General features: G+C 70.7%; 14 protein-coding genes. 7 read left to right on the top strand and 7 right to left on the bottom strand.

Going from position 1 to position 21652, the window contains the following annotated elements; all coding sequences use genetic code 11:
• Positions 1 to 24: 24 nt before the first annotated feature.
• Positions 25 to 4557, bottom strand: coding sequence for a non-ribosomal peptide synthetase (locus AQJ67_RS34720; RefSeq protein WP_062723323.1), 4533 nt, complete (start codon positions 4555 to 4557; stop codon positions 25 to 27).
• A gap of 212 nt (positions 4558 to 4769) precedes the next feature.
• On the opposite strand from AQJ67_RS34720, the gene AQJ67_RS34715 reads away from it, so the two are divergent.
• The 3 genes from AQJ67_RS34715 to sbnB all read left to right on the top strand — a co-directional run bounded on the left by AQJ67_RS34715 (position 4770) and on the right by sbnB (position 8311).
• Entirely contained in the window at positions 4770 to 5714 is a 945-nt protein-coding gene (locus tag AQJ67_RS34715) for a TauD/TfdA family dioxygenase (RefSeq protein ID WP_062723322.1), read from the top strand.
• Positions 5715 to 5728: 14 nt separating this feature from the next.
• Entirely contained in the window at positions 5729 to 7072 is a 1344-nt protein-coding gene (locus tag AQJ67_RS34710; RefSeq protein ID WP_062723321.1) for a cation:proton antiporter, read from the top strand.
• A gap of 120 nt (positions 7073 to 7192) precedes the next feature.
• Positions 7193 to 8311 carry a 2,3-diaminopropionate biosynthesis protein SbnB gene (gene sbnB / locus AQJ67_RS34705; protein WP_079056341.1) on the top strand — a complete coding sequence of 373 codons (1119 nt, stop codon included), beginning with the start codon at positions 7193 to 7195 and terminating at the stop codon, positions 8309 to 8311.
• Here the strand turns inward: sbnB and AQJ67_RS34700 are convergent.
• Complete coding sequence (locus AQJ67_RS34700) at positions 8302 to 9144, bottom strand: AfsR/SARP family transcriptional regulator (protein ID WP_079056340.1); 843 nt, start codon at positions 9142 to 9144, stop codon at positions 8302 to 8304. The genes sbnB and AQJ67_RS34700 overlap by 10 nt on opposite strands.
• A 794-nt stretch (positions 9145 to 9938) precedes the next feature.
• Here AQJ67_RS34700 and sbnA point away from each other — a divergent pair.
• On the top strand, positions 9939 to 10928 hold the full coding sequence (sbnA, locus tag AQJ67_RS34695; RefSeq protein WP_062723320.1) for a 2,3-diaminopropionate biosynthesis protein SbnA: 990 nt from the start codon (positions 9939 to 9941) through the stop codon (positions 10926 to 10928).
• Positions 10929 to 10956: 28 nt separating this feature from the next.
• Positions 10957 to 11988: a TauD/TfdA family dioxygenase gene (locus AQJ67_RS34690; protein ID WP_062723319.1), complete on the top strand. Its 1032-nt coding sequence runs from the start codon at positions 10957 to 10959 to the stop codon at positions 11986 to 11988.
• Positions 11989 to 12052: 64 nt separating this feature from the next.
• Here AQJ67_RS34690 and AQJ67_RS34685 read toward each other — a convergent pair whose 3' ends face one another.
• Positions 12053 to 13699 (bottom strand): rhamnogalacturonan lyase B N-terminal domain-containing protein, encoded by a 1647-nt coding sequence (locus tag AQJ67_RS34685; protein ID WP_062723318.1) that lies wholly within the window; start codon positions 13697 to 13699, stop codon positions 12053 to 12055.
• Positions 13700 to 13952: 253 nt separating this feature from the next.
• Here AQJ67_RS34685 and AQJ67_RS34680 point away from each other — a divergent pair, with 253 nt between their 5' ends.
• Together AQJ67_RS34680 and AQJ67_RS34675 are read left to right on the top strand one after the other, a co-directional pair.
• Positions 13953 to 14684, top strand: a complete 732-nt coding sequence (locus AQJ67_RS34680; protein ID WP_062723317.1) for a DUF6250 domain-containing protein — start codon at positions 13953 to 13955, stop codon at positions 14682 to 14684.
• Positions 14677 to 17439, top strand: coding sequence for an exo-rhamnogalacturonan lyase family protein (locus tag AQJ67_RS34675; protein WP_062723316.1), 2763 nt, complete (start codon positions 14677 to 14679; stop codon positions 17437 to 17439). The genes AQJ67_RS34680 and AQJ67_RS34675 overlap by 8 nt, the downstream gene beginning before the upstream one ends.
• A 170-nt stretch (positions 17440 to 17609) precedes the next feature.
• Here AQJ67_RS34675 and dpgD read toward each other — a convergent pair whose 3' ends face one another.
• Genes dpgD through dpgA form a run of 4 tightly spaced genes read right to left on the bottom strand, consistent with a single transcriptional unit; the run spans position 17610 to position 21638 of the window.
• Positions 17610 to 18416, bottom strand: coding sequence for an enoyl-CoA-hydratase DpgD (gene dpgD / locus AQJ67_RS34670; RefSeq protein WP_062723315.1), 807 nt, complete (start codon positions 18414 to 18416; stop codon positions 17610 to 17612).
• Complete coding sequence (dpgC, locus tag AQJ67_RS34665) at positions 18413 to 19765, bottom strand: (3,5-dihydroxyphenyl)acetyl-CoA 1,2-dioxygenase DpgC (RefSeq protein ID WP_079056339.1); 1353 nt, start codon at positions 19763 to 19765, stop codon at positions 18413 to 18415. The genes dpgD and dpgC overlap by 4 nt, the downstream gene beginning before the upstream one ends.
• Positions 19762 to 20448 carry an enoyl-CoA-hydratase DpgB gene (dpgB, locus tag AQJ67_RS34660; protein ID WP_062723398.1) on the bottom strand — a complete coding sequence of 229 codons (687 nt, stop codon included), beginning with the start codon at positions 20446 to 20448 and terminating at the stop codon, positions 19762 to 19764. Before dpgB ends, dpgC begins: the two co-directional genes overlap by 4 nt.
• A gap of 35 nt (positions 20449 to 20483) precedes the next feature.
• Complete coding sequence (gene dpgA, locus AQJ67_RS34655; protein ID WP_079056338.1) at positions 20484 to 21638, bottom strand: 3,5-dihydroxyphenylacetyl-CoA synthase DpgA; 1155 nt, start codon at positions 21636 to 21638, stop codon at positions 20484 to 20486.
• Positions 21639 to 21652: the final 14 nt, after the last annotated feature.

The following is a 21652-nucleotide window of genomic DNA, read 5'->3' as shown; positions in this document are numbered from 1 at the left end:
GTGCGGGCGATTCGTGCCGGCCGGTCAGGGCGCCTCGGGGAGGGCCTGAAGGGTGTGCACCAGCCGGGTGAGCAGCCGCTCGGCCTCGGCACGGGAGAAGACGTCGGGCCGGTGGCCGAGCCGCAGGGTGAGCGTGCGGCCCGACAGGGCGACCAGCCGCAGCGGGTAGTGGGTGCCGTCCGTGACGTCGAGGGCGGCCAGCCGGAGCCCGTCGACCCCGGTCGGGCCGCCCGCTTCCAGGGAGCCGTTGACGAAGGTGATGGCGGTGTCGAAGAGCGCGCCACCGCTGTAGCGGAGCCCGGCGCCGCCCTCCGGGTCCGCCGCCTGCCGCTGGATGTCGGTGAGCGCCAGATGGTGGTGGGGCACCAGGGACAGCTGCTCCTCCTGGAGCCGGGCCAGCGTCGCGCTCATGGCCTCCCCGGCCCGCAGCCGCAGCCGGACCGGGACCGTGTTGGTGAGCAGTCCGACGATGTCCTCGACGCCCGGCAGCTGCGCCGGACGCCCGGAGACGGAGGTGCCGAACAGCACGTCGTCGCTCCCGGTGATCCGGGCGAGCAGCAGCCCCCACGCGGCGTGCACGGCGGTGCTCAGCGTGACGCCGTGCGCACGGCAGTACGCGGTGAGCGCTTCGCTCAGGCCGGCGTCGAGTTCGTGGGTGAGGTGCTCCTGGTGTTCCCCGGCCGGTCCCGGCACGCCGTCGGCGACCTGGGTGGGGCCGGTCAGGCCGCTCAGCGCGGTGGCCCAGGCCCGCCGGGACGCGGACCGGTCCTGGGCGGCGAGCCAGGCCAGGTAGTCACGGGGCGTGCGGGCGGGGGGCAGCCCGGCCCGGTCGCCGCCACGGCCGTACAGCGTGAACAGTTCGCGTACCAGGATCGCCGTGGACCAGCCGTCCCACAGGATGTGATGCGCGGTCAGGATCACCCGGTGCCGGTCGTCGGCCAGCTTCAGCACCAGGAACCTCAGCAAGGGGGGCGCCGTCATGTCGAACGGGCGGGCGCGTTCGTCCGCCGCGAGGCGCAGCGCCTCGGCCTCCCGCTCGTCCTGCGGCATTCCCGACAGGTCCCGCTCCGCCCACGGCGGCCGCAGCCCTTCGCAGACGATCTGTACGGGCTCCTCGGTGTCGGCGTGCCGGAACGCCGCCCGCAGCCCCGCGTGCCGCTCCAGCAGCGAGGTGGCCGCCACGCGCAGGACGGCCGTGTCCAGCCGGCCGTCCAATTCGAAGCGCAGTTGCGCCGCGTAGGAGTCGACGCCGCCCCTGGACAGGAGGTTGTGGAAGAGCAGGCCTTGCTGCAGGGGCGTCAGCGGCAGTACGTCGGACATGCCGGGGTGGGCGGCGACCAGCGCGTCGATCTCCGCCTGGTCCAGCCGGACCAGTGGAAGGTCGGCGGGGGTGAGTCCCGCGGCTCCGGTCGCGGCGGTGCCGTCGATGGCGTCGGAGCCGTCGGTGCCGTCGGCCGTGCGGCCGACCATGCGGGTGTGCGGGGCGAGTTGGGCGACGGTCGGGTACCGGAAGACGTCGCCCACCGCGAAGTCGACGCCGGCCCGGTGCGCCTGGGCGACGAGTCGCAGCGCGAGGATGCTGTCGCCGCCGCGGCCGAAGAACGAGTCCTCCGCACCGAACCGGTCAAGGCCGAGCACCTGCGCGAACAGCGCGCACAGGATCTCCTCCCGGTCGTCGCGCGGCGGCCGTCCGGTGCCGGCGGCGGAGAGGTCCGGCGCGGGCAGCGCGCGACGGTCCACCTTGCCGTTCGGCGTGACGGGCACGGCGTCCAGTTCGACCACGATCGGCACCATGTGGTCCGGCAGCGAGCGCGCGGCCCGGCGGCGCACCTCGTCGAGGTCCAGCACCGCGCCGGGCGCGGGCACCACATGGGCGACCAGCCGCTTGCTGCCCGGCCGCTCCTCCCACACGGTCGCGACCACCGCCCCGACCGGCTCCTGGCGTGCCAGCACCGCCTCGATCTCACCGAGTTCGACGCGGAAGCCGCGGATCTTGACCTGGCTGTCCGCGCGCCCGACGTACTCGAGCTGTCCGTCGTCCCGCCAGCGCACGAGATCGCCGGTGCGGTACATGCGCGATCCGGGCGGCCCGTACGGACACGGCACGAACCGCCGCGCCGTCAGCTCCGGCCGGCGCAGATAGCCCCGGGCGACCCCGGCTCCCGCGATGTACAGCTCCCCCACCGCGCCGGGCAGCACCGGCAGCATGCCGGCGTCCAGCACGTACACCTGGGAGTTGGCGATCGGAGCGCCGATCGCCGGTGCCGCTCCGGGATCCAGCGGCGGACTCACGGTGGTGGTGACCGTCGCCTCGGTGACGCCGTACTCGTTGAAGATCCGCCGGCCGGTGGCCCACCGGCGCAGCGTCTCGGGGTCCGCGGGCTCGCCGCCGGTGATCAGCACCCCGAGCTCCGGCAGGTCCTCGGACGGGACCCGGGTCAGGAAGACCGGGGGGATCGCGGCCTGGGTGATCCCGTGCTCGCGCAGCAGCGCGGCCAGTTCCTCGCCCGAGACGGTCCGCCCCTCGGGGGCCAGCACCAGCCGGCCGCCCGCCAGCAGGGTCGGCCAGATGTCGGCCATGGCGACGTCGAAGCTCGGCGACACCAGTTGCAGCACCCGGCTTCGGGCGTCCAGCCCGTAGCGCCGTACCCGGTCCTCGACCAGGTTCCGCAGCCCCCGGTGCGGCACGACGACGCCCTTGGGTACCCCGGTGGAGCCGGACGTGTAGATGACGTACGCGGACTGGTCCGGGCCGGGGTCCGGCAGCCGGCCGGCGAGGCGGGCCCGGCCCGGGGCGACGTCCGTGTCGTCGAGGAGGATGCGCGCGGTCCCCTCGGGCAGCCTCGTCTCCTCGCTCGTCGTGATCACGTAGGCGGGGGACGAGTCCTGGAGGGTGTGCAGGAAGCGTTCCGTGGGATAGGAGACGTCGACGGGGACGAACGCGGCGCCCGCCTTGAGCACGGCCAGCATGGCGACGACGAGCTCCGGTGACCGGGGCAGCGCGAGGGCCACGAGGTGTTCGGGGCCGATGCCCCGGCCGGCCAGCTCCTGGGCCAGCAGCTCCGAGCGCGCTTCAAGTTCCCCGTACGTCAGGGTGGCCGGGCCGTGGACGAGCGCGACGGCCGACGGGGCGGCGGCGGCCCGCTGCCGGAAGAGCCGGGGCACCGTCTCGTCGTCCAGGGGCAGCTCGGTGGCGTTGCGGTCCACGAGGAGCCGCTGCCGCTCCGCCGCGCCGAGCACGTCGATCGAGTCGAGGGCGGTCGCCGGAGCCGCGGCGACGGTGCGGATGAACGCCAGCAGGCGCTCCTGGTGCCCCGTGAGGCTGTCCAGGTCGTGGGTGTCGGGGTTGCCGTCCAGGACCAGGGACATCGCCTCGCCGCCGGGCTCGGGGCGGAAGGTGAGGAACAGGTCGAGGACCGGGCCCGAGGCCAGGTTGTGGCTGGTGGCCGGGGCCTGCCCGAAGCGCAGCGGTCCGCCGTACGGCATGAAGTTGACGATCGGCCCCATCAGCGCGCCCACCCCGTCGTGCGGGGCCAGTTCGCGCTGCAGGTCCTCCAGCCGGAAGCGTTCGTGTTTCAGCGCCTCGCCGACCTCCCGCGTCAGGCGCGGCACCAGATCCGTCAGGCTCTCCCCGGGGGCGACGGCCAGTCGCACCGGGACACTGTTGGTCGCCATGCCGGGAATCCGGCGCGCCGCGACAGTGCGCCGTCCCGTCACCGGCACTCCGAGGACGACGTCCTGACGGCCGGTCACCCGGTGGACGTAGGCCCCGACGACCGTCATGAGCAGGATCTGCCACGTGGTGCCGGACACGAAGGCCGTCTTGCGCAGGAGTTCCAGGTCGGCTTCGGGCAGCGCGGTCGTCAGCCGCAGCCGCAGCCGCTCCTCCGGCAGCCCCGGACCGGGACCTCGGCGGCCGGGCATCCGCAGCGGTTCGGGCCGGTCGCCGAAGTGCTCCACCCAGTACGCGCGGTCCGCCTCGAAAGCATCGGACGCACGGTATTCGGCCTCGTCGTCGAGAAGGTCTTTCAGGGGACCGAATACCGGGGCGACGTCGGTGTCTCCCGCGGCCAGCGCGGAATATATCTCGGCCAGTCGCCGGCCGAGCAGATGAACCCCGTATCCGTCGATGACGACATGGTGAATCCGGTAGTAGAAGAAGAACCTGGTGTCGGAGAGCTTGATCAGGGCGAAGGACGAAATGGGGCCCCTGCTCAGATCGACCGGACGCCGGACGTCGTCGCGCATCCACCGCTGCGCCCGCGCCTCGGCGTCGTCGGCCGCCGAGAGGTCGACCAGCGGCAGGCCGGCCGTCTGTTCCGGCTCCACGACCTGCCACAGGCCGTCGTCCTGGACGATGCGGTCGATGCGTACGACATCGGCCTCGGCGCTCAGCGCCGCCCAGGCGGCGCGGAACAGGGCGACGTCGACCGGACCGTCGACAGCGATGTACTCCGCGCAGTTGTAGGTCCGCCCGGTGGAATCCATCTGGTGGGCGAACCACACCCCTTGCTGGCCGGCGGACAAAGGAAGCCGGACAGCGTCCCGGTCGATCATTCTCGACTCCGTCGCTCGCTGTTTCCAGGAATCCCGCGCACAGAGCTGCACGGTAAAGACCACCCTGGACATCGCGGCTATAGACCGCCTATACAACGTCCGGTTCCGAGCGGACGGAAGGGGCGGGAGAGGACCGATAGACCGGTTAGCGAAGAAATATAGACGCCGTCTGAAGGGTCGGACCGACCAAGGTCCCGCCGCGAGGAGAACCCATGACGGACGGTTACAGTGCCTGGGCGCCGCTTGTCGTCACCCCGGCCGACATCGGGGCCGAGGCCGCCCCGGGCGGCCTGATCGGCCATCTGCGCGAACTCGACGGTCTGGACGCCCTGTTGGTGCGGGAGAAGGCCCTGGTCTTCCGCGGTTTCCAGGTCAGCACGGCCGAGTTGGACACGGTGCTGGACCTGCTGCTGCCGAATCGGCTGGCCTACGTCAACGGCAACTCGCCCCGCACCAAGGTCGGGCAGAACGTCTACACGTCGACGGAGTACCCGCCGGAGTACACCATCTCGATGCACAACGAGCTGAGCTACGCCCATCAGTGGCCGTCCCGGCTCGTCTTCTTCTGCGAGCAGGCCGCCGAGACGGGCGGCGCCACGCCCGTCGTGGACGGGGTGCGCTGGCTGGCGGCGCTCGACCCCGAGGTGCGCGAGGGCTTCGCCGGCGGGGTGCGCTACGCGCAGAACCTGCACGGCGGCACGGGCTTCGGCAAGAGCTGGCAGGACACGTTCGAGACGGACGACCGCGACGAGGTCGAGCGGCTCCTCGCCGGCACCGGAGCGGACCACGCGTGGACGCGGGACGGCGGGCTGCGGGTGAGCCAGATACGGCCTTCGACGCTCAGGCATCCGGTGACCGGTGCCGAGGTCTGGTTCAACCAGGCCGACCAGTGGCACGCCGCCGGGCTGGGCGACGAGACGGCGGCCGCGCTGCACCGGATCATGCCGGAGAAGGACCTGCCCCAGTCGGTCGCCTTCGCCGACGGCTCGCCCATCCCGGCGGAGTACATCACGCAGATCCGCGACCGCGGTCTGGAGAGCGCCGTCGACGTCGACTGGCGGAGCGGTGACGTGCTGCTCATCGACAACATGCTGGTCGGTCACGGCCGCCGGTCCTTCACCGGCCGGCGCCGGGTCCTCGTCGCGATGTCCGACTGAAGGGGCGGGAGCAGATGCTGATCGCAGCGGAGCCGGTGCCGCCCCTGGGGGGCCATCCACTGGCCATGTTCCTGGTTCAGGTCGTCCTTCTGCTGCTGGTCGCGACCCTCCTGGGGCGGCTCGCGGCGCGCTGCTCGCTGCCGCCCATCGTCGGCGAGCTGATGACGGGCGTCGTCCTGGGGCCGTCCCTGCTCGGTCACACGCTGCCCCAGGTGTCCGACTGGCTCTTCCCCGACGTGCCGGAGCAGGCCCATCTGCTGGACGCCACGGGCCAGTTCGGCGTTCTGCTGCTGGTCGGCCTCACGGGTCTGCAGATGGACACCCAGCTGATCCGCAGGCGAGCCGCCACAGCGGTACGGGTCAGCCTGCCCGGCTTCGTCATTCCGCTGGGCCTGGGTATCACCGCGGGCTGTCTGCTGCCGGCGGCGATGCTCGCGGAGGGCTCCGACCGCACGGTCTTCGCCGCGTTCCTCGGCATCGCGATGTGTGTCAGCGCGATCCCGGTCATCGCCAAGACGCTGATGGACCTGGGTCTGCTGCACCGCAACGTCGGACAGCTCATCCTCATCTCCGGGACCGTCGACGACGTGCTGGGCTGGCTCGGTCTCTCCGTCGTCACCGCGATGGCGACGAGCGGACTGGACGCCGGCAGCCTGGTCCGCACGGTCGTCTTCCTCCTGCTGTTCCTGGCGGGCGCGGCGCTGATCGGCCGTCCGCTGGTGAACCGCACCATGCGGGCGACGGCCAGATCGGCCGAGCCGGGGGTCACCCTCGGGGTGGCCGTGGCGCTCGTCATCGCGTTCAGCGCGATCACCCACGCGATCGGCTTCGAGGCCGTCTTCGGCGCGCTGGCCGCCGGGGTCCTGATCCGCGGGGCGGGCAAGGACGTCCTGACCCGGCTGGCACCGCTGCGCACCTTCGTCGTGGCCGTGCTGGCGCCGCTGTTCTTCGCGACCGCGGGGCTGCGGATGGATCTGACCGCGCTGGCCGATCCGACCGTGCTGTTCACCGCGCTGGTCCTGCTCGCCATCGCGGTCCTCGGCAAGTTCGCCGGCGCCTTCATCGGCGCCTGGGCCAGTGGCCTGAGCCGCTGGGAGGCCATCGCGCTCGGAGCGGGCATGAACGCCCGCGGGGTGGTCGAGGTCATCGTGGCCATGGTGGGTCTGCGCCTCGGGGTGCTGAACACGGCCATGTACACCGTCATCGTGCTGATCGCGGTGGCGACCTCACTGATGGGTCCGCCGATCCTGCGCCGGGCCGTGGGCCGCATCGAACTGACCGCCGAGGAGGAACTGCGCAGGTCCGAGCTCCGCTCCACCCTGCACAAGGACGACCTCAAGCCTGTGGAACAGGCGTAGCCCCACCTCAACCGCCGTACCGGCCGAACCCCGCCGTACCGGCCGTACCTCGCCGTACCGGCCGTACCCGCCGAACCCGCCGCACCCGTCGCCCCCGCCGAACCCGCGCGAAAGGCAGCCATGAACCAGCCCGCCCCCTCCTCCTCCGCCCCCTCCTCCTCCGCCCCCTCCTCCGCTCCCTCCCCCGTCCCTTCCCCCGCCCCTTCCTCCGCCCCTCCCCTCGTCCCTTTCTTCAGCGTGATCCCGGGCGCCCAGGTGCACGAGGTGATCAACGGGAAGGAGGCCGAGGTCACGCGGATCGTCGAGGCCGCCTACCGGCTGCACGGAACCGGCCGGACGGTGAATCCCGACTCCTACTTCCTGCGCTTCGAGGACCGCCCGTCGTCCCGCATCATCGCCCTGCCCGCCTCGCTGAGCGGCGAGGAGCCCGTGCACGGGATCAAGTGGATCTCCAGCTTCCCGGAGAACGTGGCCGCCGGAATTCCGCGCGCCTCCGCGGTCCTGATCCTCAACGACGCCCGGACGGGCTATCCGTTCGCCTGTCTGGAGAGCTCCATCATCAGCGCGGCGCGCACCGCGGCCTCCGCCGCGCTGGCGGCCGTCGAGCTGAGCGGGCAGCGGGGCGGGCGCCCGGCCCGGGTGGGGTTCTTCGGCACCGGGCTGATCGCCCGCTTCATCCACTCCTACCTCGTCGGCAACGGGTTCGTCTTCGACGAGCTGGGCGTTCACGACCTCTCGGCCGAGCACGCCAAGGACTTCCGCGGCTACCTCGAACGCACCGAGCAGGGAACGGTCACCGTCCATGAGACGGCGGAGGAACTGGTCAGGTCCTCCGATCTCGTCGTGTTCGCCACCACCGCGGCACACCCGCATGTGAGCGACCCGGACTGGTTCGCCCACAACCCGCTGGTTCTGCACGTCTCGCTGCGGGACCTGGCACCGGAGATCGTGCTGGCGTCGCACAACGTCACCGACGACATCGAGCACTGCATGAAGGCCAACACCTCGCTGCATCTGACCGAGCAACAGGTCGGCGGTCGCGGGTTCGTGGCCGGCACCCTGTTCGACGTACTGACCGGACAGCTGGTGTGCCCGCCGGACCGGCCGGTCGTCTTCTCCCCGTTCGGCCTCGGAGTTCTGGACCTGGCCGTGGCGCACCACGTCTACGGCGAGGTGCGCGGGAGGGGCGCCCTGCACACGGTGCCCGACTTCTTCAGCGAGCTGAAGCGCTACGGGTGACCGATCCCGTTCGCCGCGAGGAAGGACTCGGGGTGCTGCAGAAAGTCGTCGCCGATCGCGTCGTGGCCCGGCAGAGCGACCAGGACCTCCCGCTCCATCTCGTCGACGCTGCCGGTGAGGATCGCCTGGTACGTACGACGCAGCGCGGAACCGGGATCCACCCCGAGCTCCTCGTCCAGCAGCTGCCGGCCCTCGTGGAAGACGGTGAAGGCGTCGGCCTGCCGGTCACTGGCGTAGAGGGCCAGCATGAGCTGCGCCCGCAAGCGCTCGCGCAGCGGATGCGCGTGCACCAGGCCGACCAGCTCCGAGGTGAGCTGGGCATGGTGACCGAGGGCCAGGTTCGCGGAGATGCGGGTCTCCAGCGTCTCCATGTAGGCCTCCTCGATGCTTGGTCTCTCGGTGTCCCCGAGATGCTCGGTCACATCGGTGAGGGTGGGTCCCCGCCAGAGGCCGAGGGCGGCGCGCAGCAGCTCGGCGGCCCGGGCGAATCTGCCCTCCCGCAGTGCGGAGCGGCCGGAGCGGGACAGCATCATGAAGTCGCCGTAGTCGAAGCGCCCGGAGGTGATCCGGAGCATATAGCCGGACCCTTTGCGTATTATCTCGGCGTGGTTTTCCAGATGCTGGCGGAGCCGCGAGGCGTAGGTGTATATCTGCGCCTGGTAGGTGCCCGGAGGCTGTTTCCCCCAGAGCGCCTCGCCCAGCCGGTGGTCGGGGAGCACGCGTTCGTCGGCCAGTAATAAGGCGGCGAGCATGGTGCGCTGCTTGGTTCCATTGAGCGGAATCTCTCTACCCGCTGCCCATGCTCCCACCGGGCCGAGAATGCGAAATTCCATCACGTTTGAACTCCTCCTTGGTCACATCAGAGTCAGATGGCACACGAGGGTAACGTTGTCAGAGCTGTGGAAATGGAGAGCAAGCACGGCACTCGCACGTGCGGTATATTTCGAAATATGCGTCCCGGGCGGCTGAATACCGAGAGAAGACGTCGGCGCCGCGCTACGGCATATTGATCACTGTGGTCGTCGGGTGGGCAGTGCACGCACGAACACACAAAAGTGACATCGGTCCCCGTTTCCCCGTTTCCCGTGCCGAAATCCACACGGGTCTCTGCGGTCGATTCATCGCCCGCTTCAGCGACTGTAGGCATGGCCGGGAACGGGAGTCAAGGATCATCAGATGAAAGCGGAACGACCTTCACCCCCACGTTCGGGCCTCTCAGGTGGCCAAATCGAGCGGGGCGGAATCGATTGAACACACATGTAGTACACAGGTCGTCACAGTATGTCTGAAACATGCTGGTAATGACCCGCAGCGCAAGGAATATTGCCTGCCCAGGAAACCGCAAATCCCGGTTGGCAGGTACCTGCAATGAAAATTTGGCAGGTATGTTTGTCGGGCGGCCGAGCGCCCGGCCGGAGCCCCAGGCCGACGGCTTCGCATGCGGGAGCCGATGAAGGCTGTGAATTGCCCGTGCCCCGGGAGACGGTGAACCGCAGCAGGGTTCCATCCCTCAATAGACCTCGTATAGGTCAAATATTGCAGCAATTGCGAGAATCGCTGCACGAGACGACGAGAGCCTCTATACGAGAATGGGTTGCATTACGTGACGGCTATCATCTCGAATCCCATGGACTTCAATGTCGAGGATCTCTACGTCGATCTGCGGCCCAGCGTGGGACGCCGGCTCTTCCTGAAGTGCGAGGGCTTCAACTTCGCCGGTTCGGTCAAGCTCAAGGCCGCCACCGAGATGGTGGAGGCGAAGGAGCGCGGCGGGGAACTCGTCCCCGGGGCGACGCTGATCGAATCGTCCTCGGGCAACATGGGCGTCGCACTGAGCGTCGTGGCGGCGAGCCGCGGCTACCGGTTCGTCTGTGTGACCGACGTGCGCTGCACGCCCGCGGCCCGGCGGCTGATGGAGGCCCTCGGCAGCGAGGTCCACGTCATCACCGAGCCGGACCCGGACGACGGGTTCCTCGGAGCCCGGCTGTCGTACGTGCGACGACTGTGCGCCGCGAACCCGGACTACCTGTGGCTCAACCAATACGCCAACGACGGCAACTGGATGGGCCACTACCGGACCACGGGCGCCGAGATCGCCAAGGCCTTTCCCACGCTCGACGTGCTGTTCGTGGGAGCGGGGACGACCGGAACGCTGATGGGGTGCGCCCACTACTTCCGGGAGAACCAGCCCTCGGTCACCGTCGTGGCCGTCGACGCCGTCGGCTCCGTGACGTTCGGCACGCCCTCGGACCGGCGCCTGATCCCGGGCCTCGGCACCAGTGTGCGGCCCGGGATCCTCGACATGTCGTACGTGGACGACGTCGTCCATGTCTCCGAGGCCGAGACGGTCAGGATGTGCCGCAGGCTCGTGAGCCGCGGCTTCCTCTTCGGTGGCTCGACGGGAACCGTGGTCAGCGGCGCGCTCGCCTGGATGGCGGCCAACGGCATGGGCGATGACGTCACCGCGGTCGCCATCGCGCCGGACCTCGGAACGAACTACCTGGAGACGATCTACAACGACGAGTGGCTGGCCCGGTCGTACGACCCGCCGCCCCTGTCGGACCAGCCCACGTGGACGAACCGGCCGAGGTCCGCCCGGCCGCGTACCACCCGTTGACCCCGGACCAGGAGCGGAGACATCTCGGATGACCCCGGAAACCGCCATACCCCAGCCGACCGGCCTGCCCGTGTCGTCCCAGCCCGGCCGGCCGCCGATCATCCGGACACCGCGGCTGACCGACCAGGCCTCCGCGCAGGCCTGGGTCACAGAGCACGTCGAAGCCATCCGGGACGAACTCCTGCGCCACGGACACCTGTTGATCCGGGGCCTGCCGATCGAACGGCAGGAGCACTTCGCGCAGCTGCGCGACATCCTGGTGCGGCAACGGGCCGCGTACAAGGAGAAGGCCACGCCCCGCAGCGACTACGGCGCCGACGTGTACTCCTCGACGGACCTCCCTCCGATCCAGCCGATCCGCCAGCACAACGAGAACAGCTACACCCTGGACTTCCCCGGCCTGCTGCTCTTCTGCTGCCTCGACGCCCCCGACGTGGGCGGCGCCACCACCGTCGCCGACGTCCGCCAGGTACGCGCGGCCCTCCCCGCCGACCTCGTGGACCGCTTCCGGACCACCGGCTGGCTGCTGACCCGCAACTACCACGTCCACGCCGGCCTCCCCTGGCAGACCGCCTTCGCCACCGAGGACCGCGAGGAGGTGGCCGCCTACTGCGAACGCAACCTCATCGGCCACTCCTGGCAGACGGACACCGGCCTGCGCACCGTCCAGCGCCGCTCGGCGCTCGTCAGCCATCCGCGGACACACGAGGAGGTGTGGTTCAACCACGCCGCGTTCTGGAGCCGTTGGTCACTGGACAAGGACGTCCAGGAGGTCATGGAGATGACCTACGGCACGGACGGCCTCCCCTTCGACACGTCGTTCGGCGACGGCGAGCCGCTGACGTCCGAGGCCGTGGACCTCCTCAACGAGGCCTACGACTCCGCCACCCGCCGCGAGAGCTGGCAGCCGGGTGACCTCATGCTCGTCGACAACGTCCTCTCCTCCCACGGCCGCGACGCCTACCGCGGCAGCCGCAAGATCCTCGTCGCCATGGGCGAACCCATCCCCCTCACCGACTGCGACCCCACGGTCGACCCGGCTGCGGGCCTGGTCGCCTGACCTGAGCCCCAGCAACAAAGAAACCGCAGGTCAGAAGTGCCCGCTCCCCCTCCCGTCACCGTCCTCAGAGCAAGTCCAGGGCGTCGAAACCGTAGCTGGGGCTGAGGTAGCCCCCACCGCCCGCCGAGCCGCTGGCGGCGTCGATGCGCAGCGTGTTGGTGCCGGTCAGCAACTGGGCGGCGGGAATGACGTATTCGTAGGTGTGGTTGTTGCCGCGGTAGCTGCCGACCGTCAGGGTCCGGGTGGAGGGTTCGGCGGCGGCGGCCGGGAGCGCGGATGTCCAGGTGTTGTTGACGGTGATCTGGGGGCGGCCGTTCGCCTTGGCCGTGGTGATACCGATGCGCAGGGTGCGGTCGGCGGCGGCCTGGGCCGCGGTGAGGGTGAAGGAGACCTGCAGGCCCTGGTTGATCTCCTTGAACTGGTAGGCGGGCCAGGCCGAGGCCGTCGAGGTGCCGATGACGAAGGTGCCGGCGGTCCAGGCGGCGGCGCGGGAGTCGGAGGGGTGGGCGTAGGTGACGTGGGAGGCGTTCCTGAAGCCGGCCGGGGTGCCGTTCCAGTCGCCGATGCGCCAGATGGCGGTGTCTGCGGCGGGATCGCCGGTGATCGTGATGGTGTGCAGGGTCGTGGCCGCGCCCGCGGTGACCGTGACGTTCTCGGTGTGCACGGCGAGTTCACCCTTGTAGACGGTGAGGGTGTAGGTGCCAGGAAGGATGCCCTTGACCGTGTACTTGCCGGTGCTCGCGTCCACCTTCGCCCAGTACTGGGCCCCGGCGTTGGCGACCCCGACGACGTAGGGGTACGACGTGTCCCGCCCCGCGAGCCCGTTGCCGACGATCCGACCGCGCCCGCTCGCGCCGGTCCAGCCGGTGAGGCCGAGGGCGTCCACCCAGGCGGTGTTGTCGCGCCCGGACACGGCGGTGGTCGGCGCGGACCCGTCGGTGAAGGCGAGGACGTACGGGCCGTGCAGACCGAACCGCTCGGCCTCCGTCTGGCCTTCGGCGTAGTAGAGGTGCTCGTAGAGCCCTGCTCCGGACTCGTTGCCGTGGCGCAGGAGTTGGCGGACGAAGGGGCCGCCGGAGTCCTTCTCCTTGTTGGAGCGTACGACCCAGATCGAGGCGGCGGAGGCACTGAAGCCGAAGTAGTCGTAGTCGATGGTCCGCAGGTTGGCGAAGTGCTTGGACCTGGTGGTGCCGTCGGCCTTGGCGAAGACGTCGGCGGACTCGATGACGGTGTCGGAGTTGGACCAGGTGTCCGGGTAGGTGGTCGGGAAGATGCCGGGCTTGAGGCGCGCGATGTAGCGGCTGGCGGTGACGGAGGTGTCGGCCTTGTAGGTGAAGAGGTAGATGTTGTTCTCGCCGCTGCGCGCCGCGTAGTAGTGGATCAGGGTGCCGTGGACGACCTTGATGAGGACGACTCCGGTGGCGGGCGTGGAGATCGTCACCGTCGAGGCGCCGAGGCCGCTCTCGATGTGGGAGTTCCGGCCGCCGTAGCCCTGGTACTCGGTGCCCTTGTAGACGAAGGACGAGAGGTCGCCGTTGCCGTGGTCGACCTTGAAGACCAGGCCGGCTCCGGTGTCGACGACGTAGTGGGTTCCGTCGTCGGTGTAACCGAAGCCGGCGGCCGAGGCGGTGACGGGAGTGGCGAGGGCCAGGGCGAGTCCGGCCGCCGAGGCGAGGACGGTACGGCGGGAGATCGGGCTGTCGAACGACATGCGGACAACTCCTCTGGTGCGAGGGGGGTTTGGGAAGCGGCGCGCCCAAGCCTGCCCGCCCGAGCGGCTCCACACGGAGATCGACAGCCGATGATCATAAAGATGTAACAGCACGCCACATTCGGTCCCAACCCGTGGGATTCGACCGTGAACTCGCTTGATCATGAACGCTTCTTTTCACTTCTGTGGCATTTGGCGATCGGAAGGGTTGGTTTCCGTACGCTTCTGGCCGTCCACAGAAAGGGATCTCCCGATGCGCTACACCTGGGCCACCGTTGTGGTGAGCCTCGCCGCCGCGGTCACCACCGCACTGCCCACCGGCGCCGTCGCCGCACCGAACCACCAAGGTCCGTGCCACCACCGCCAGTTGCTGGCCCGCGACGACTTCCGGCACGGCACCGGCCAGTGGACGGCCGAGCTGGAGAAGGGCGGCAGCGTCACGGCGAAGAACGGCGTGCTGGACGTCGACGTGCCCGCCGGGGCCTCGGTGTGGTTCAAGCGGCCGTTCTCGGGCCGGTACGAGATCGACTTCACGGCGACCCCGGTCTCGGCGGGCGGTGTCAACGACCGGGTCAGCGACCTGAACTCCTTCTGGAACGCCCGGGATGCGCGATCCCCGCAGAACCTGTTCGCCACCACCCGCAGCGGCGCCCTCGCCGACTACGACCAGCTCACCACGTACTACGCGGGCCTCGGCGCGAACTCCAACACCACCACGCGCCTTCGCCGTTACGTGGGCGTGGCGGGTTCCCGGCCGCTGGTCTACGACTACACCTCGCCGCTGCTCACCGCGAACGAGCCCAACCGCGTCCGGCTGATCTCCGACGGCAAGCACATCCAGTACTGGGACAACGGCGAGCTGGTCTTCGACTACACCGACGAGGACCCGTACACCAGCGGCTGGTTCGCCTTCCGCACCACCTGGAGTCACTTCCACATCACCGACTTCCGCGTCTGGCGGCTCGGGGGCGGTCACGGTGCCTGAGATATCGCGCAGAGACGTACTCAAGGCGGCAGCCGCGGCGACCGTGGCGACCCAGCTCTCCTGGGCGCTCGCCGCCGACCCGGCCGGGGCAGCGCCGGCCGAAGCCGCCGCCGCCGACCCCGTGAAGCTCACCTGGCTGGAGGGCGGCACGCCGGCCGAGGCCCCGGGCACCACCTTCGGCGTGGCCTGGCCCCAGGGCACGCTCCGCGCCGACCAGACCTTCGCCCTCACCGCCGGCGACGGCACCGCGGTCCCCGTCCAGTCCTGGCCCACCGCCTACTGGCCCGACGGCACCCTGAAGTGGACCGCCCACGCGGTCGGCGCCACCGCCGGGCCCGCCGAGAACTACACCCTGAGTGCGGGCACGCCCGCGAAGGCGGACACCGCGCTCACCGTGGACACCCGGGGCGGCACGATCGACGTCGACACCGGCGTGATCCAGGTCAGCATCGCCAAGGCCGGCGCGCACGACGTCGTACGCAGCATCAAGCGCGGCGGCACCGAGATCGCGGGCAAGGCCGAACTGGTCGTACTGCGCCAGCCGGAGATCGACGACGACTACGACGGCAGCGGCGCCGGCAGCCGCTGGGAACGCTTCACCGGCCGCGTCGGCGCCGTCACCGTCGAGCAGTCGGGACCGGTGCGCGCCGTCATCCGCCTGGAGGGCGAACACGCGCGCGGCAGCCGCTCCTGGCTGCCCTTCGTCATCCGCCTCTACCTGTACGCCGGGTCCGAGGCGATCCGCGTCGTCCACACCCTCACGTACGACGGTACGCAAGAACCCGGCAAGGCCGGCGGCGACTTCATCAAGGGCCTGGGCCTGCGCATCCGCGTCCCCCTCTCCGACGAGCCCTACAACCGCCACATCCGCCTCGCCGGCGCCGACGACGGCTTCCTCACCGAGGCCGTCCAGGGCATCACCGGCCTGCGCCGCGACCCCGGCGCGGCCGTGCGCACAGCGCAGGTCAAGGGCGAGAAGCTGCCGGACATCTCCACCTGGGACACCCGGGTCTCCTCCGCCCTGCGGTACGTCCCGACCTGGGGCGACTACACCCTGTCCCAGCTCTCGGCCGACGGCTTCACCGTCCGCAAGCGCACCAAGGCCGGCCATGGCTGGATCCACACCACCGGCGGCACCCGCGCCCCCGGCTTCGGCTACGTCGGCGGGACCAGCGGCGGGCTCTCCTTCGGTCTGCGGGACTTCTGGCAGAAACACCCCGCCCAGCTCGACGTCCGGGGCGCCGCCTCCGACGAGGCGACCGTCACCCTCTGGCTCTGGTCGCCCGAGGCCCAGCCGCTCGACCTGCGCTTCTACCACGACGGTCTCGGCGAGGACACCTACGACGAGCAGACCGCCGGGCTGGGCATCACCTACGAGGACTACGAGCCCGGATTCGGCACCCCGTACGGCATCGCCCGCACCTCCGAGCTCTACCTGTGGGCCAACGCCGCCACCCCCACGGCCGACACGCTGGTCGCCCAGAAGGACGCGCTGACCGCCCCGCCGCAGCTCGTCGCCGCCCCCGGGGCCCTGCACAAGGCGGGCGTCTTCGCCGGGCTCTGGTCCCCCGTGGACCGCTCGACCACGGCCAGGAAGACCGTCGAGGACCGCCTCGACCTGCTCTTCACCTACTACCGGGACCAGCGCGAACAGCGCCGCTGGTACGGCTTCCTGGACTACGGCGACGTCCAGCACACCTACGACCCGGCCCGCCACACCTGGTGCTACGACGTCGGCGGCTACGCCTGGGACAACTCCGAGCTCTCCACCGACCTGTGGCTCTGGCTGGCCTACCTGCGCTCCGGACGGGCCGACATCTACCGCTTCGCCGAGGCCATGACCCGCCACACCAGCGAGGTCGACGTCTACCACCTCGGGAAGTGGGCGGGCCTGGGCACCCGGCACGGAGTCCAGCATTTCGGCGACAGCGCCAAGCAGGTCCGTATCTCGACACCCGTCTACCGCCGTCTCTTCTACTACCTCACCGCCGACGAGCGCACCGGCGACCTGATGCACGCCCAGGTCGACGCGGACCAGACCTTCCTGACCCTGGACCCCAACCGCAAGGTCCGCACCGACGGCTACACCCCCGGGGACCGCCACGCCCTGTCCATCGGCTTCGGCACCGACTGGAGCGGCCTCGGCTGGGCCTGGTGGACCGAGTGGGAGCGGCGCGGCCCCAAGTGGCGGACAGCGAGGAAGAAACTGCTGGCCAGCGCCTCGACCATCGCCGCCCAGCCCAACGGCTTCGTCCAGGGCAGTGGTCTGTACGACCTCGACACGGGCGCCTTCGCCATCCAGACCGCCCCGGTCGTCGCCGTCTCCCACCTCTCCGCGAGCTTCGGCCTGCCCGAACTGGCCGCCGAGCTGATCGATGCCCTCGACGAGAACGACATCCCCGGCTTCCGGGCCGCCTGGCTGGACTACTGCCGTTACTACAACGCCACCCCCGCCGAGCAGAAGGCCCGCTACGGCGCGAGTTTCAAGGCAAGTCTGGTCCAGGGCCACTCCCGCCTGGACGCGTACGCGGCGAGTCTGACCGGCGAGGCCGCACTCGCCACCCGGGCCTGGACCAAGTTCAGAACGGGCGACGGCTACCCGGACGCGAGCACCTCCTGGGCGACCACGAAGATCAACGGCCCCACCGTGCTCAACGCCGGGACCGACGCCCCCTGGATCAGCACCAACTCCACGGCGCTGTACGGCCTCGCGGCCATCCAGGACCTCGCCCTCGTCGGCGACGTACTCGACTGAGGCCGGGGCCCGCACCCGAGCGGCGCGGGCCCGCACGCCCCGCGTCCAGCGGTGCGGTACAGCCGGACGAGGGTGGCGAAGTCAGGCAGCCCCGCGTCTATTGGCATCGCCGTTCGCTGCGGCCGGGAGGTCCCCGACGTGCCCCGCGCCCGACCGCTCCGCCGCCCCGGTCAGGCCCCTCGCCACACAGGTTCGCGGCCTTGCGCGAAGGCCCGGGGGCCCTCGACGGCGTCCTCGCTGCGCCGTCGCTTCTCCTCCCAGGTGTACGACGCGGTGAACGCCTCTTCCAGCGGCATGTCCAACGACCGCGACACGGCCTCCTTGAGGGACCGCACGGCCAGCGGCGCACTGCGCAGCAGGGCGTCCGTCCAGGCCGCGACGGCCTCGTCGAGTGCCCCGGCCGGGACGACCTCGTTGACCAGGCCGAACCGGAGTGCCTCGGCGGCGCTCATCCGGCGCCCGGTCAGGAGGTAGCCCATGGCGGTCTTCAGGGGCAGTTGCCGCGCCAGTCGGAAGGCGCCGCCCGCGCCGGGCACCAGGCCGAGCGTGGCCTCCGGCAGGGCGAAGACCGCCTGGTCGGAGGCGACGATGAGATCGCAGGCGAGGGCGAGTTCGAACCCGCCGCCCAGCGCGTAGCCGTTGACGCGCGCGAGCACGGGCTTGGACAGGTCGAACCGGTCGGTCAGCCGGGGCCAGCCTGGCTGCCCTCGGCTGCCGAACGTGGTCGGCGGAGCCCCCTCCCGGTCCAGCCGGGCCCGCTCTCGCAGGTCCTGTCCGACCGAGAAGGAGCGGTCGCCGGCACCGGTGAGGACCGCGACGCGGATCTCGTCGTCGGCCTCGATGTCGTCCCAGACCAGGGCGAGCTCCTCGTGCATGCGCTGGTCCATCGCGTTGAGCACCTCGGGCCGGTCCAGCGTGACCCGGGCGACGCGGTCCTTCTTCTCGTACCGCACACCGGAGTTGCCGCCACCGATCACCGCGGTCGCCCCTTCTGGTCGGCGGCGGAGAAGCGGCCGACCTTGTCGAGCACATCGGCGCTGTAGAGCCGCAGGGCCTGCTGGAGCGCGAACTCGGCCATGTAGCGGCGGAACTCGTCCGGCGGCTCCTCCGCGAGATTCAGCATCCGCCGGTTGGCGAGCACCGCGCTGCCCCGCAGGCGTTCGACGCTGCGCTCCACGGCGAGGTCCAGATCGGCATGGTCGTGCACCTCGTCCACCACCAGCCGGGCGGCGGGCTCGCTCGCCCATATCCGCCGCCCCTCCAGGACGACCTGCCGGGTGAGCCGTGGTCCTGCGGACCGGCTCAGCCGGTAGTTGGCGGCACCCGGGATGATCCCTTCCTGCGCGGCGGGGAGGCTGACGTAGGCGTCCGAGGCGGCGATGACATGGTCGAAGGCGAGCAGCAGCTGGGCTCCGCCGCCGATCGCGAAGGAGTCGACGACGGCGACCCAGGGCTTCTCGACGGTCCGGGAGCGCCAGTTCGTCTCCTCGTCGCCGAGGATTCCCCGTATGAGCTTGTGGATGTAGCCCAGTTCGCGACGGAGCAGGAAGTCGACCAGCGAGATGTCGCCGCTGTGCAGAGCCTTGAGATTGATGCCCGCGCTGAACACGCGCCGTCCCCGGTAGCGGGGGTGGGTCATCTCTCCGCCGCGCAGCAGGCCGACTTCGACGGCCGGGTCGAGCAGGGCGAGGTCGACGGCGGTCTCCATGTCGTCGACCTGTGCGTTGTCCTCCGCGTTCAGGGCGTCGTCGCGGCACATGGTGAGGCGTGCCACGGCGCCGGTGCGTTCCATCCGTACGGAGCCCAGGTCGATGCTCCCCGTCTCCAGGAACTCCGGCAGGAGGGCGCGGGCGCGGGGGGTCGGACGCAGCATCGCGTCGAGCAGGTGCGGACCGGCCTGGGGCGAGCGGAGCACCCGGCTGAAGAAGATGCCCTGGTCCAGCTCATGGCCCTCTTTGTGGGCCTGGGGCCGGCCTCGTTCGGCGGCGAGCTGCTCGGGGGTCGGCACGAGACCGGGGAAGGCCGCCGCGGCGGCGTCCGCCAGTTCCCGCAGCCGCAGATGGCGGGTCCTCCCGTCGGTCAGCTCGTCGTAGACCGCGTCGGTGTGGCTGTCCATGAACGCGGCGCGCAGGGTCCGCATGGCATCGCCCGCCGCCTCGGCGACAGCGCGCTGCCGCGGTGAGCGGTCCGCCGGACCGGGCAGCTCGGCCAGTCGGGCCTCGGTGCGCGCCGCAGTGCGTGCGAGGGTCTGCCGGGCCGGGCACAGGTCGGAGCGGACCTGGCGCAGGTCGTCGGTCGGGGCTACGCGCGTCTCGCCGGGGGTCATGCGTCCACCTCCGCGATGGAGCGCCGCAGCGCGCGGTCACAGGCTGCCAGGTGCACGCCGAGCGCGTCCTCGAAGCTGGTGACGGAGGCGTCGAACATCAGCTGCCGCCGGATGGCCAGTTCGGTGCCCGAGACCGCGCCGGTCCGCTCGACGGCGCGGGCCAGCGCTCCCGGTACGTCGTCCGTCAGCTCGTCGACCAGATGCAGGGCCAGGGCGTCGGCCGCCTCGACGGGGGTGCCGTAGAGCACCGCACGACGGACGGCGGTGGCGTTCGCCGCGCGCCCTGCCAGCCGGTACAGGGCCATGCCGGGCCAGGTCGCCCCGCTCTCGACGGGAACGACCAGGCGTACCGATTCGGTCGCGATGCGGTAGTCGGTGGCGAGCAGCGCGTCCAGGGCCGTTCCTCCGCACGCGCCGTCGGCGACCGCGATCGTGAGCGCCGGCAGTCCTTCCAGACGGCGCAGTGCGCGTTCCCATTTGTTCACCAGGGACACCGTCAGGTCGCTCGACCACGACGCGTGCGGGACCCCGGAGACCCGGACGACGACGCTGGTCCGTCCCGCACGGTCCTCGGCGCTGTCGCAGACGGCGCCGACCGCTGCCACGACCTCCGGCGACAGGGGGTGCCGCCCGTCGATCCGCAGGGTGAGGCTCTCGTGTTCCGGCTGGATCTCGGCAGCCATCGGGATCTCCATGACGTGATTCACCTGCTCCGTAGTCACCACTGCACCAGCGCAGTCTCGATGGTCGAGCCCGGGCCCATGGTCATCAGGACGCCGTGGTCGCCGCGCCGGACGGTCCCCTCCTGGAGCAGCCGCTCGTAGGAGAACAGGAACGAGCCGCTCGACAGATTGCCGTAGTCCCGCAGGACCCCAGTGGTGTGCCGCACGTCGTGCCGCGTGAGGCGGAGATTGACCCGCACCGCGTCGATCACCTTCTTGCCCCCGGAGTGCACCAGCCAGTGGGCGATGCCGCTGCGCCGCAGACCGGCGTCCGCGAGCAGGTGGTCCACGACCCGCTCCGCGTGGGCGCCGACGACGTAGGGAACGTGCGGGTCGAGGTAGAAGCTGAACTTCCCCTGCTCGTCGTCCCAGTCGTAGCGCATGGCGCCGATCGCGTCGGTGATGAGGTGGCTGGCGAAGCCGAGGATGCGCGGGCCGCCCCGCTCGGACGGTATGCCGCCCAGGTCGCGGTAGGCGGCGTCCGCGAGGTCCGCGGTCAGGGCGATCGCCGCCGCCCCGTCGCCGAACAGGCTGTTCACCACCGCGGTGCGCATCGTCCCGTCGATGACGTACGCCGCCGAGCAGGCCTCCACACACAGCATGACGGCGACCTTGCCGGGGTTGGCCACGGCCCAGCCGGACGTGGCGTTCAGGGCGTTGAGGCCGGCGTTGCAGCCCATGCCCACCACGTCGACGCGGCTGGTCGAGGGCAGGATGCCCATCTCGCGGATCAGGTGGGCGCTGAGGCCGGGGGTGAGGAACCCGGTGGTGGTGGTGCAGCACAGGTAGTCGATGTCCGCGAGGTCGAGGCCGGCGCGCTCCAGGCAGGCCCGCACGGCGCGCGCCCCCATGTCCAGGGCGAGCCGCTTGTGCTTGGCGAGGAGTTCGCCCTGGGCCTCAGGGCGCACGGCACCGTCGGCGTCCCGGGGCGGGACGGTGAGGAAGCGCCGCTCGATCGCGCTGTTGAGGAAGACCGAACGGACCTTGGGGTCCGTGATGTCGAAGATGTCGAGGAGCTCTTGCTGGGAGTACGACTGGTCGGTGACGGCGGTGCCGACACTCATGATCCGAGCGGTGGCCCGCCCCGTCGCCGGGTCGGCGATCGGCAGGTCGAGCAGGCCGGTACCGGGAGCGCTCAAGTCGACGGTCATTGGAACGTCCACCC

The organism is Streptomyces caeruleatus, assembly GCF_001514235.1.
In the GTDB taxonomy this organism is placed as follows: domain Bacteria; phylum Actinomycetota; class Actinomycetes; order Streptomycetales; family Streptomycetaceae; genus Streptomyces; species Streptomyces caeruleatus.
Note: the sequence above shows the minus strand (reverse complement) of the source record. Positions and strands in the feature narration are given on the sequence as shown.

Excerpts from the sequence above, each read along its gene's own strand:
- AQJ67_RS34720 (WP_062723323.1), bottom strand. The coding sequence starts at position 4,557 with ATGATCGACCGGGACGCTGTCCGGCTTCCTTTGTCCGCCGGCCAGCAA.
- AQJ67_RS34715 (WP_062723322.1), top strand. The coding sequence starts at position 4,770 with ATGACGGACGGTTACAGTGCCTGGGCGCCGCTTGTCGTCACCCCGGCC.
- AQJ67_RS34710 (WP_062723321.1), top strand. The coding sequence starts at position 5,729 with ATGCTGATCGCAGCGGAGCCGGTGCCGCCCCTGGGGGGCCATCCACTG.
- sbnB (WP_079056341.1), top strand. The coding sequence starts at position 7,193 with ATGAACCAGCCCGCCCCCTCCTCCTCCGCCCCCTCCTCCTCCGCCCCC.
- AQJ67_RS34700 (WP_079056340.1), bottom strand. The coding sequence starts at position 9,144 with ATGGAATTTCGCATTCTCGGCCCGGTGGGAGCATGGGCAGCGGGTAGA.
- sbnA (WP_062723320.1), top strand. The coding sequence starts at position 9,939 with ATGGACTTCAATGTCGAGGATCTCTACGTCGATCTGCGGCCCAGCGTG.
- AQJ67_RS34690 (WP_062723319.1), top strand. The coding sequence starts at position 10,957 with ATGACCCCGGAAACCGCCATACCCCAGCCGACCGGCCTGCCCGTGTCG.
- AQJ67_RS34685 (WP_062723318.1), bottom strand. The coding sequence starts at position 13,699 with ATGTCGTTCGACAGCCCGATCTCCCGCCGTACCGTCCTCGCCTCGGCG.
- AQJ67_RS34680 (WP_062723317.1), top strand. The coding sequence starts at position 13,953 with ATGCGCTACACCTGGGCCACCGTTGTGGTGAGCCTCGCCGCCGCGGTC.
- dpgC (WP_079056339.1), bottom strand. The coding sequence starts at position 19,765 with ATGACCCCCGGCGAGACGCGCGTAGCCCCGACCGACGACCTGCGCCAG.
- dpgB (WP_062723398.1), bottom strand. The coding sequence starts at position 20,448 with ATGGCTGCCGAGATCCAGCCGGAACACGAGAGCCTCACCCTGCGGATC.
- dpgA (WP_079056338.1), bottom strand. The coding sequence starts at position 21,638 with ATGACCGTCGACTTGAGCGCTCCCGGTACCGGCCTGCTCGACCTGCCG.